The sequence below is a fragment of the Micromonospora sp. NPDC047753 genome (genome assembly GCF_040642735.1).
Taxonomy (GTDB): Bacteria; Actinomycetota; Actinomycetes; order Mycobacteriales; family Micromonosporaceae; genus Micromonospora.
The window spans coordinates 1-11,143 of record NZ_JBEYSL010000201.1; the positions used below are offsets into that span (position 1 = coordinate 1).

The following is an 11,143-nucleotide window of genomic DNA, read 5'->3' on the forward strand; positions in this document are numbered from 1 at the left end:
GGCCCGTCGGACCACGTGCCGTGGCTGGACGACCGCAAGTGGGCGTACATCCGCCTGGAGGGCCGCTCGTTCGGTGACACCCCCCTCAACGCCGGCAACATCACCAACATCGTCCTCCAGTACTGGTCCAGGTCCCGCACGTAGCCGTCGACCTCGGGCGGCGGCCGCTCGGCGATCCGCGCGCCGCGGCCCGGCAGCTCCGGTGCGACGACCGACAGGGCGTCGCCCAGCAGCTCCCCGAGGCGGTCGTCCCAACCGCGGAAGACGCCGGCCGAGCCACCCGCGGGGGGCAGCAGGAACAGCCGGCTCGCCGCGACGGTCACGGTGTCGCGGTCGCCGGGACGGCGAGCTCGGCGGCGTACATCCGGTCGAAGGCGGCGACCAGGGTACGGTCGGCCACGGTCCCCCCGCTGAGCGCCGTGCGGCACAGCATCTTCAGCGCGCGCCAACTTTTCGTGGCGGCGGCGAGCCCTTCGATGAACGGCTCGCCGTCACCGGCCAGCCCCGTCCACGGTTCACCGGTTCGCCGGTACGCCTCCGCCACCGCCAGGTACGCCCGCTCGATCATCAGCGCCGAGTGGTACGTGTTGGTCAGTTGCGCGTGCCGGCGCTGGCCGGGTGCGGTGAGCGCCGGCACGAACGCGTCGCGGTACCGGGACAGCTGCTGGGGCAGCGTCCGCCGGTCGGCGAGAAGGGCGTCGACGGCGGCGCGTTCACGACGGTGAACCGTCCCGTCGGCCAGGGCGGTCTGGGTCCGCTCGCCCAGGTGCAGCCGGTAGAGCGAGTCGTGCTTGTCGTAGACGTGGAACAGGTTGGAGCGGATCGCCTCGACGAACAGGGCCCGATCGAAGCGCAGCACCAGGGTACGGACGCCGACGTTGTCGATGCCGAGGTACGAGTTCTCGTCGAAGTCGACGACCGTCACCTTGTGCCCGTTGGTGCGGTGCTCGCGCAGGTAGTACTCGTCGAAGTGCTCGTGGTAGTAGCTGTCGACGCGGGCGACGCAGTGCCCGTGGTCGCGCACGGCGCCGCGCAACGTCACCTCGATGTCACCGTCGACGGGCAGGTGGTGCTTTTCCACGCCCCACTCCCCCAGTAACAGGGCGTCGCGGGCCGCCTCGCCGTCGAGAAGGTTCCGGCAGGACAGGCCACCCCACTCGGCGCGCAGCGTCGGGGCGCCGGCGACCAGGAGGAACGCCGCGAGCAGGCGAGGCGGCAGAAGCTGGGTCAGGCTGACGATGTGGCAGTCGTAGTAGACGCTCTCCACGGCGTTCCAGTGCCGGCCGGTGACCTCCGACTGGTGGGCGGTCACCCCGGGAACGTCGCGGGTCGGGTGGGCGACGGCGACGGGCTCGGGCTCGGGCACGAAGGCCACTGTCACGGCGTCGCTCGTCAGGCTGTCGGTCCTGGGACCGTCGACGGTGGTGGTCACGGGCGTCTCCCGAAGGCGAGGCGGAGGGTGGCGGGTGAGCGGAAGCTGAGCCCCTGCACGGGGCTCGGCGTCACGTCGGCGAAGCGCAGGCCGGGGCGGCGTTCGAGCAGGAGGCGCAGCGCGGTGGTCACCTCTGCCAGGGCCATCCGGCGGCCCATGCACTGGTGGCGCCCGGCGCCGAAGGAGAGCAGGCGCTGGTTTCCCGGCCGGCCCGGGTCGAACGTGTCCGGGTCCGGGAACACCGCCGGGTCACGGTTGGCCGAGCCGAGCAGGACGGTCAGCAACGAACCCTTCGGGATGTCCTGGCCGAGAAGCTCCCCGCCACCCCAGATGCGGATGGTGCTGTGGATCGGCGCCTCGTACCGCAGGGTCTCGTCCACCACCGCCTCGACGAGGGTGCCGTCCGCGGCGACCTGCGCCATCAGCTCAGGCCGCGAGCACAGGGTGTGCAGCACGTTCGCGATCAGCCGGTTGCTCGTGTCGATGGCGGCGGGGATGAGCAGCCCGACCTGGCGGACGATCTCGTCGTCGTCGACGTCGGCGCCCTCCGCGGCGGAGGACAGCAGCTGCCCGATGACGCTGTCGTCCGGTGCGGGTCGCAGCTCGGAGACCCGGCTGTGCAACAGGGCGCTCATGCGTGCCCACGCCGCGACGGCGGCCCGTCGGCGCACCGGATCGGCCGAGTCGATGAAGGCGATCACCGCGTCGCTGCAGGTCTGGAACTGCGGCACGTCCGCCGGTCGCAGGCCGATGATGCGCGACATCACCCGGATCGGTACGGCGTTCGCGAAGCCCGTCACGTAGTCGGCCGGGCCATCACCGGCCGTCGTGTCGAGATCGTCGAGCACGCCGCGCACCGCCGCCGGGACGAGTTCGTCGAGGTACCCGGGGATGGCCGACGCGGAGAAGCTCCGGTTGGTCAACGCCCGCAGCCGGACATGCTCCTCCCCCTCCACGTCGGTCACGGTGCGACCGAACAGCACCCGGGTCGCCCGGAACGGGCTCTCCACACTGGAACGCCGGTCTCGCAGCACCGCACCGGCGGCGGCGTGGTCGGTGGCGAACCAGGTGCGGCGCGACGTCGAGTGGACGAGCTGGCCCTGCGCCCGCAGCGCCGCGTACACGGGATAGGGGTCGAGCTGGAACGCGGGCGTCCCGAAGTCGCGGTCGGCGCCGTTGCGCGCGGGCGCGGTCACCGCATCACCGCCGCGCCGATGCTCACCGTCGTCGCCGCGCCGGAGCCGGAGACGGTGCCGAGCAGGAAACCCGAGGCCACCGCCGTCCGGCCTGCGGCGGTCCGGGAACGTCGGAACGCCGCGGCCGACAAGTCGACGAAGAACCGCCCGGCCCCGGACAACTCCAGCACCGCGCCGTAGATGGTGAACAGCACGATGTACGAGGCGGCCACGTCGAGCGGCGTGCCGTAGAAGCCGCTGTCGGAGTTGTAGAACGCGTCGACCAGCTGACTGAAGTCGAGCCCGGCGTGCGCGACCGGCCAGGACTGCGGCAACAACCCGCCGTAGTAGCCGTAGCCGAGGAACAGCAGGCAGACCGCCGGCAGAATCCAACCGGTGGCACGTCGACACGCTTCGAGCAGCAGGAGCAGCAGGACGGTGCCCAGCACCAGATCCGTCGCCGCCAGCAGGCCCTGCCGGTCGAGGAACGCGTTGTAGCCGCCGCCACCGCTGCCGATCCGGATCGGGAGGACGGGGTAGAGGCAGGCCGCGACCGCCAGGAGGCTCAGAGCCCAGTCGGTCACTGTGGGCCGCGTCGACGCGGGTGCCGGGACGCGCCCGTCGCTGTCGCTCCCGGTGGCCTCGGCCCGGTTGGCGCCTAGTCGGGCGCGTAGGCGGGCCGGCAGCCGCAGGTCGGACGGGTAGGCGAGGAAGACCAGCGGGAGTACGCCGGCCAGGAAGATGATCAGGTAATACTTGCTGCCCTGCGACAGGGGGCGGAACACCTGCCACAGGGCGAGAGCGCCGACCGCCAGCGCCGCCACGGTGAGGAGCAGGCCCGCCGGCCCGGAGAGCACCCGCCCTGGTTTCTCGTCCTCGAACTGGGCGGCCAGGTCCCGAGTCGCCTGCTCGGCGACGCTCGGGTCGCTCGGCTCGGCTTCAGATCGCGGTCGGGGTGGCCCGCCGGGGCTCGCTGTGGGCCCGTCAACGGAAGAGTTGGCTGGTCGGGCACGTGACTGTGAACCATCGGGCGAGCTGATGGGCGGCACGAAAGGACGATACACGTCGATTGGCTGACGGGTGGGGCATTGATCGGCGTTTCGCCGTCGGTGGTACGGAAACCACTGTGATCGGCCGGGCGTCGGCGGATATTTGCGTGGAGGGGTGTCGGACCGGGCGGTTAGGGTCGGGCGGTGACTTCGGGGCGACCACTGATTCAGGCTCGCGGGCTGGTGAAGCGGTTCGGCGATTTCACCGCTGTGGACGGCATCGACGTCGAGGTTCGCCCCGGTGAGGCGTTCGGTTTCCTCGGGCCCAACGGTGCGGGCAAGTCGTCCACCATGCGGATGGTCGGCTGCATCTCCCCACCCAGCGCGGGTGAGCTGCGCATCCTCGACATGGATCCGGTGGCTGACGGGCCGGCCATCCGGGCGCGCCTCGGCGTGTGCCCCCAGCTCGACAATCTCGATCCGGAGCTGACCGTCCGGGAAAACCTGACCGTCTACGCCCGCTACTTCGGCATCTCCCGCCGGGCGGCCCGGGAGCGCGCCGCCGAGCTGCTCGACTTCGTCCAGCTCACCGAACGGGCCGACAGCAAGGTCGAGCCGCTGTCCGGTGGCATGAAGCGTCGGTTGACCATCGCCCGAGCGCTGGTGAACGATCCGGAGATCGTGCTGCTCGACGAGCCGACCACAGGGCTGGATCCGCAGGCCCGGCACCTGGTGTGGGAGCGGCTGTTCCGGCTCAAGCAGCAGGGCGTCACGTTGGTGCTCACCACCCACTACATGGACGAGGCCGAGCAGCTCTGTGACCGGCTGGTGGTGATGGACGGCGGCCGGATCGTCGCCGAGGGCTCGCCCCGCGCGTTGATCGAGCAGCACTCGACCCGCGAGGTGGTCGAGCTGCGCTTCGCCGCCGAGTCGCAGGAACCGTTCGCCGGCAAGCTCGACGGGCTGGGGGAGCGGGTCGAGGTGTTGCCCGACCGGGTCCTGCTCTACGTGCCCGACGGCGACGCGGCGGTCGCCGAGGTCAGCGCGCTGGGGCTCCAGCCGGCGAATGTGCTGGTCCGGCGCAGCGGCCTGGAGGATGTCTTCCTGCACCTGACCGGCCGCACCCTGGTCGATTGATCCACTCGGCTTCCTGCAAGTCGGGGTGATACGGCGCAGCGGACAGCCCGACTTCCTGAAACCCGAGTCGATCGAGCGGCCTGACCGGCTGCCGACGAGCACCGCTCAACGGGCTCTGGCCCAGGTGATGAATCGGTCGGTCAACCGGTCCTGACCGGCCTGGCCGGCGAGGTCCCCGGCCGCCTCGTACAGCAACGTGGCGAGGTAGACGAGCAGGCCGACCCGGTCCTCTCGGTACTCGCCCAGCAGCGCCAGGCGGGCCGGTGAGCAGGGCCACGCCGCGCCGCAGACCCGGCAGCGCCAGGAAGGGCGTGCCGCGACGTGCGGGCGGTACCGGGGCATCAGAGCCTGCCGCCGTCGTTTGCCGACCAGGTGAGTCGCACGGGGAAGAACCTCCATCGGGTGGGTGGGAGCGCCCCGGATCGGGGGTCACGGGGCGCTCCCGGCCTGGTTCCGCCCGCCGTCTGGATCCCGTGAGCGGTTCCGCTGCGTGACAGTCTGGTGAAGGCCCGACTACTGTGGGAGGTTCCGCACGCCGACGACCAGCGCGTACGGCAATCGGCCCGGCACGGTCGGAGATGTACGGGGGTTGTCCGTGGAGAGTTCGTCCATGCTGGAGCACTTCGCCGAAGAGTTGCGACTGGCCCGGGCCGCCAGTGGGATGTCGCAGACGGCGCTGGCCGAGGCGTTGAGCTATTCCGGGGCGTTGGTCGCCAAGGTGGAGACATCCGAGCGCCGGCCGAGTCTGGACTTCGCCCGCCGTTGTGACGCCGTGTCCTCAGCCGACGGTCGGTTCGAGCGCATCCAGCGGCGGATCAGCCGTGAGGCGGTGGTGCCCTGGTTCCGCGACTGGGCCGGCATCGAGCAGGAGACCACAGCGCTGCGTTCGTTCGAGCCGCTGTGTGTGCCGGGCCTCCTGCAAACCGAGGGGTACGCCCGCGCGCTACTGACCGGCGGCGGCTTGTTCGCGGCAGATGAGGTCGAGCAGCAGGTGGCGACCCGGCTGGACCGTCAGAGACTGCTCACCCGAGACCGGCCTCCGCTGCTGACTACCGTGATCGACGAGCACGTGTTGCGCCGATCTGTCGGTGGGCCGGAAGTCATGCGCGAGCAGATTCAGCACCTCGTGAAGCTTGGCACGGCGTTCCCGAGGGTCCGAATCCAGGTAGTGCCGACTCCCGCCGGTGCTTACGCTGGCCTCGGAGGGCCGTTCGTGATCGCAAGCTCGTCGCAGGGGGAGGACCTTGTCTACCTCGCTGGACAGCGTCACGGGCAGGTCATCGACCGCGCCGATTACGTCCGTCAGATGGTCGAGGTGTGGGAGTCGATCCGCGGTGAGGCACTATCGCACGGGCAATCCCTCGATCTCGTGGCGGAAGTGGCGGAGACATGGATCTGCCCGGTGCCCGGTGGCGCAAGAGCAGTCGCAGCGGCCCAGATGGCGGCAACTGTGTGGAGGTTGCCGGCAACCTCCCCGGGTTGGTGGGCGTCCGGGACTCCAAGGACCCGACCGGCCCTGTGCTGGTCTTTGCGCCCGACACGTGGCGCGCGTTCGTCGGGTCCGACGCCGTCCGCCGCTAGCTGGTGCGGTGACCAGGAACCCACTCGGCTTTCAGGAAGTCGGGGTGTTGGGGCGGCTCTGACACCGCGACTTCCTGAAAACCGAGTGGATCAAAGGGGCCCAGGCCGACGGCGCGAAACCCGGGCGACACGTCGGCGGGGTCGTCGTAGGGTGACCGGCGGTCTGTCGTACCCCTTGGGTAGACAGGCCGTGGTGGACGGCGCGGTGGGCGGGGTGATCGGGTGAGTGTGACGGGATCGGCGCGGTTCCCCTGGGTGCCGGCGTACGCGGTGTTCGAGCACTACCTGGTGGGTCTGCGGCGCACCTGGCGGGCTGGGGTGTTCTCGTCGTTCCTGCTGCCGGTGCTGACCGTCGTCGGCTTCGGGCTGGGCGTCGGCACCTACATCGACCAGGGCGTCGGCGGGGTGCGTTACCTCGACTGGTTGGTCCCCGGGCTGATCGCCTCGACCGCGCTCCAGGTGACCGTCGGTGACTCGACCTGGCCGGTGTTCAGCAACTTCACGTGGGTCAGGACCTACTTCGCGCAGGGCGCGTCGCCGCTTCGGGTGGGCGACATCGTGGCCGGGCACCTGGCGTTCGTGCTGTTCCGGGTGCTCACCACGATTGTGGCGTTCCTGCTGGTCACCGGGCTGTTCGGGGCGTTGCGGTCGCCGTGGGCGGTGGCCACCCTGCCGGTGGTCGCCCTGCTCGCGCTGGCCGTCGCCGCGCCGACCTTCGCGTACGCGGCGTCGGTGTCGAGCGACAGTTGGCTGGCGATGCTGTTCCGGTTCGCGGTCATCCCGATGACGCTCTTCGCCGGCGTGTTCTTCCCGGTCGAGTCGTTGCCCGAGGCGCTGCGCTGGCTGGCGTACGCGACACCGTTGTGGCACGCCGTGGACCTGTGCCGCGCGGCCACCCTCGGCGTCGCCGCACAGTGGTCGGTCGTCGGGCACCTGCTCTACCTGGCCGCCTGGGCGGTCGCCGGCTGGTTGCTGGCGGTGCGCGCGTTCCGTCGCAAGCTCGTCGTCTGAGCAGCGGCTCGTCTTCCGAACAGCTTGCAGAGAGGGTGTCGTGGTCACGCTGATCCTGCCCCGGCTGGTCGACGTCTCCGCCGCGTCCCGGCGGTCGGCGTCGGTGGTCGGGCGCAACGTCGCGGCGCTGAAGTCGGTCTACTGGCTGCTGCTGCTCTCCGGCTTCGTGGAGCCGCTGCTCTACCTGCTCTCCATCGGGGTGGGCGTCGGCGCGCTGGTCGGCGACCTGCCGCTGCCCGACGGGCGGCTGGTCTCGTACGCCGAGTTCGTGGCCCCGGCGATGCTGGCCGCCTCGGCGATGACCGGGGCGCTCGCGGAGACCACCTTCAACTTCTTCGGCAAGATGAAGTACATGAAGCTGTACGACGGGATGATCGCCACCCCGGTACGGCCGTTCGAGATCGCCGTGGGCGAGTTGGGTTGGGCGATGCTGCGGGGCAGCGCCTACTCGGCGGCGTTCCTCGGGGTGATGGTGGCGCTGGACCTGACCAGCGTCACCCGGGCGTTGACCGCCTTCCCGGCCGCGGTGCTTGTCGGGTTCGCGTTCGGGGCGCTCGGCATGGCGATCTCCACCTTCATGCGGAGCTGGCAGGATTTCGACCTGATGGGCTCCGCCCAGTTCACGCTCTTCCTCTTCTCCGGCACCTTCGTGCCGGCGCAGGCCTACCCGACTTTGCTGCACTGGCTGGTCGAGGTCACCCCGCTGTACCGGTCGGTGCACCTGATCCGTGGGGTCGCGCTGGGCGGCGGTGGCTGGGTCTGGGTGCTCGACGTGCTCTACCTGCTGGCGATGCTGGCGGTCGGCCTGTACGTGGCCTCTCGCCGGATGGGCAGGTTGCTCTACAAGTAGGGGTTATGTGCGCGCGTTCACGGGGCATGTCCGGAGGTGACACCACCGACGAAGAGGAGGGGCGATGGCCTCGGACGAGTCTTCCGCCCAGCGGGAGCGGGAGCATGATCCCGCGAACGCGCCGGTCGGGCCTGACGCGGGGCCGGACAGCCCCACCGATCTGCCCGGCAGTGGCTGGAAGGCGGCGTTGCGCCGGACGGTCCGCGAATTCCAGGACGACAGCCTGACCGACTGGGCGGCGGCACTGACCTACTACGGGGTGCTGTCGATCTTCCCCGGCCTGCTGGTGCTGATCTCGATCCTCGGCCTGCTCGGCAAGAGTGCCACCGAGGGCGTCAAGGACACCGTCAACCAGGCGGTGCCGAACGACAGCATCCAGAAGATCATCGAGGGTGCGATCGACACCGCCCAGCAGAACGGCGGCCTGGCCAGCATCGCGGCGATCATCGGTCTGTTGGCCGCGTTCTGGTCCGCCTCTGGTTACATCGGCGCGTTCATGCGCGCGTCCAACACCATCTACGACGTGCCGGAGGGGCGGCCGATCTGGAAGACGCTCCCGATCCGGCTCGGCGTGACCGCGGTGGTCGGGGTGTTGCTGCTGGTCAGCGCGGTGATCGTGGTCTTCACTGGGCGTCTCGCCGAATCGGTCGGTGACGTGATCGGGTTGGGGTCGACGGCGGTCGCGGTGTGGGACATCGCGAAGTGGCCGGTGCTGCTGATCCTGGTCAGCCTGATGTTCGCGATCCTCTACTGGGCCTCACCGAACGCGCGGCACGGCGGCTTCCGCTGGGTCAGCCCGGGCGGGGTGCTGGCCGTGGTGATCTGGTTGGCGATCTCCGGCCTGTTCGCCTTCTACGTGAGCAACTTCAGTTCGTACGACGAGACGTACGGGACCCTCGCTGGGGTGATCATCTTCCTGGTCTGGCTCTGGCTGAGCAACATCGCGATCCTGCTGGGGGCCGAGTTCGACGCCGAGTTGGAGCGGGGCCGCGCCATCGAGGCGGGTCACGACGTCGACGACGAGCCGTACGTCGAGCTGCGCGACGACCGCAAGCTCCGCAAGAAGCGAAATTCTGCCGGCCGTCGCTGACGGCCCCGCGCGAATCGCCCCGCCACCGAGGATCGGCTGGCGGGGCGTTTGCGTGTCCGTCGATGGAACTGTTGGCGAGGGGACGCGACCGGTCCGTGATCCTTTCCTTGATCGACTAGTAGCTTTTGTTCTTTCGGACAAAAGTTGGTCTCGGAACGGCTGAAGCTCTGGACAGGCGGCGTGGAACGCTCCTACTGTGTCGGACACAACACACCGACATTGCGTCGATGTGAACGCTGCCAATGAAGAGGGGGCCCGAGTGCGCACCGTCGACCCCCTGCACGTGCGCCTGTTGCGGCTGCTCCGCGACGAGGGCGCTGTGTCCCGGGCCGAGCTGGGCGACCGGCTCCAGATGCCGCGTCCGCGCATGCTGGCCGAGCTGGATCGCCTGGTGGCGTTGGGTTATGTGGCCGAGGCCGGGCTGGCCGCGTCCCGAGGTGGGCGTCGCTCGACCCTCGTCGAGCTGAACCCGAAGCTGCGCTTCGCCGCCGTCGACCTCGGCGCCAGTTCGATGGACGTCGAGGTGGTCAACGGCCGCCTCGAACCGGTGGCCCACTACGCCGAGGCAGCCGACATCCGCAACGGCCCGAAGGTGACCCTGCAACGGGTCAACGAGCTGCTGCACAAGGCTCGGGTCGACGGCGCGTACGAGCGACTGGACGCTGTCGGCGTCGGCGTACCCGGCCCGGTCAGCTTCCGCGACGGCGTGCCGGTCTCACCGCCGATCATGCCGGGCTGGGACCGGTTCCCGGTGCGTGAGCTGCTCAGCCGGGAGCACGGCTGCCCGGCGGTGGTCGACAACGACGTCAACATCATGGCGATCGGCGAGCGGCACGGTGGGGTCGCCCACTCGGTGGACGACTTCCTCTTCGTGAAGATCGGCACCGGCATCGGGTGCGGCATCTACCTCACCGGCGAGGTCTACCGGGGCACCGACGGCTGCGCCGGCGACATCGGCCACATCCAGGTCGACTCGCACGGTCCGATGTGCTCCTGCGGCAACGTCGGCTGCCTGGAGGCGCTGTTCAGCGGCGCCGCGATGGCCAAGGACGCCGCGGCCGCCGCCCGCAGTGGGACGTCGCCGGCGCTGGCCGAGCGGCTGGCGCTGCGGGGCGTCGTCACCGCGCTGGACGTCGCCGAGGGCGCCGTCGAGGGCGACGTGACCTGCATCCAGCTGATCCGGGACGGCGGACGGCGGGTCGGCGGAGTGCTCGCCGGCCTGGTCAGCTTCACCAACCCGTCCATGATCGTGATCGGTGGAGGGCTGGCTCAACTGGGCCACATCCTGCTCGCCGAGATCCGCAGTGTGGTCTACCGGCGGTCACTGCCGCTGGCCACCGGCAACCTTCCCGTCGTCCTGTCCGAGCTGGGCGGCCGGGCCGGTGTCACCGGCGCGGCGGTGCTCGCCAGCGACGTCGCCTTCGGGGAAGCCGCATGAAGCTGTTCGAGATTCCGTCGTGAGCGAGGAGGAGACTGTGGCTCTGCCCGAGGATGACCCCGCCACCGCGTCGGCCGAGGCCGTCGCCGAGGCGCCGCTGGTCGAGGCTCCCGCCGACACCGTCGCGGGCGAGGTGGTCCTGCGCCTCACCGATCTGGTGAAGACCTTCCCCGGCGTACGCGCGCTCGACGGCGTGCAGCTGGAGGTGCGTGCCGGCGAGGTGCACTGCCTGCTCGGGCAGAACGGCGCCGGCAAGTCCACCCTCATCAAGGTGCTGGCCGGGGTCCACCAACCGGATTCCGGGCTGGTGGAGTGGCGCGGCGAGCCGGCCACGTTCGCCAACCCGCAGGCCGCCATGAAGGCGGGTATCGCCACGATCTACCAGGAGCTCGACCTCGTCGAGGACCTGTCGGTGGCGGAGAACGCGTTCCTCGGGCACG

At 70.2% G+C, this 11,143-nt stretch carries 11 protein-coding genes and 2 pseudogenes; 8 read left to right on the forward strand and 5 right to left on the reverse strand.

Annotated features, from left to right (window positions below; translation table 11 throughout):
• From ABZ749_RS18205 to ABZ749_RS18220, 4 genes and pseudogenes are all read right to left on the reverse strand, one after another.
• Positions 1–323 (reverse strand): annotated as a pseudogene (locus tag ABZ749_RS18205) (hypothetical protein); the annotation flags it as partial.
• The gene (locus tag ABZ749_RS18210; RefSeq protein ID WP_357229156.1) at positions 320–1,432 is read right to left on the reverse strand and encodes a hypothetical protein; all 1,113 of its coding nucleotides are present in this window, start codon (positions 1,430–1,432) and stop codon (positions 320–322) included. The gene ABZ749_RS18210 and the pseudogene ABZ749_RS18205, both read right to left, overlap by 4 nt.
• Entirely contained in the window at positions 1,429–2,628 is a 1,200-nt protein-coding gene (locus tag ABZ749_RS18215) for a cytochrome P450 (protein ID WP_357229159.1), read from the reverse strand. Before ABZ749_RS18215 ends, ABZ749_RS18210 begins: the two co-directional genes overlap by 4 nt.
• Complete coding sequence (locus ABZ749_RS18220) at positions 2,625–3,656, reverse strand: TRAP transporter large permease subunit (RefSeq protein ID WP_357229162.1); 1,032 nt, start codon at positions 3,654–3,656, stop codon at positions 2,625–2,627. Before ABZ749_RS18220 ends, ABZ749_RS18215 begins: the two co-directional genes overlap by 4 nt.
• 144 nt (positions 3,657–3,800) lie before the next feature.
• Between ABZ749_RS18220 and ABZ749_RS18225 the strand changes: the two genes are divergently transcribed.
• Positions 3,801–4,733: an ABC transporter ATP-binding protein gene (locus ABZ749_RS18225; RefSeq protein WP_145792454.1), complete on the forward strand. Its 933-nt coding sequence runs from the start codon at positions 3,801–3,803 to the stop codon at positions 4,731–4,733.
• 105 nt (positions 4,734–4,838) lie between these two features.
• On the opposite strand, the gene ABZ749_RS18230 is transcribed toward ABZ749_RS18225, so the two are convergent.
• On the reverse strand, positions 4,839–5,075 hold the full coding sequence (locus tag ABZ749_RS18230; protein ID WP_357229165.1) for a flavin reductase: 237 nt from the start codon (positions 5,073–5,075) through the stop codon (positions 4,839–4,841).
• Positions 5,076–5,343: 268 nt separating this feature from the next.
• Here ABZ749_RS18230 and ABZ749_RS18235 point away from each other — a divergent pair.
• The 7 genes and pseudogenes from ABZ749_RS18235 to ABZ749_RS18265 form a co-directional block, all read left to right on the forward strand.
• Positions 5,344–6,099, forward strand: a pseudogene (locus tag ABZ749_RS18235) (helix-turn-helix transcriptional regulator); the annotation flags it as partial.
• Positions 6,100–6,122: 23 nt separating this feature from the next.
• Positions 6,123–6,314 (forward strand): DUF397 domain-containing protein, encoded by a 192-nt coding sequence (locus tag ABZ749_RS18240; protein WP_357229179.1) that lies wholly within the window; start codon positions 6,123–6,125, stop codon positions 6,312–6,314.
• Positions 6,315–6,536: 222 nt separating this feature from the next.
• Positions 6,537–7,325 (forward strand): ABC transporter permease, encoded by a 789-nt coding sequence (locus tag ABZ749_RS18245; protein WP_357229168.1) that lies wholly within the window; start codon positions 6,537–6,539, stop codon positions 7,323–7,325.
• A gap of 40 nt (positions 7,326–7,365) precedes the next feature.
• Positions 7,366–8,175: an ABC transporter permease gene (locus tag ABZ749_RS18250; protein WP_357229171.1), complete on the forward strand. Its 810-nt coding sequence runs from the start codon at positions 7,366–7,368 to the stop codon at positions 8,173–8,175.
• A gap of 64 nt (positions 8,176–8,239) precedes the next feature.
• Complete coding sequence (locus tag ABZ749_RS18255; RefSeq protein WP_357229174.1) at positions 8,240–9,265, forward strand: YihY/virulence factor BrkB family protein; 1,026 nt, start codon at positions 8,240–8,242, stop codon at positions 9,263–9,265.
• A gap of 259 nt (positions 9,266–9,524) precedes the next feature.
• Positions 9,525–10,703, forward strand: coding sequence for an ROK family protein (locus tag ABZ749_RS18260; protein WP_357229177.1), 1,179 nt, complete (start codon positions 9,525–9,527; stop codon positions 10,701–10,703).
• A 133-nt stretch (positions 10,704–10,836) separates the two neighbouring features.
• On the forward strand, positions 10,837–11,143 hold a 307-nt coding region (locus ABZ749_RS18265), incomplete at its 3' end, for an ATP-binding cassette domain-containing protein (RefSeq protein ID WP_357229182.1).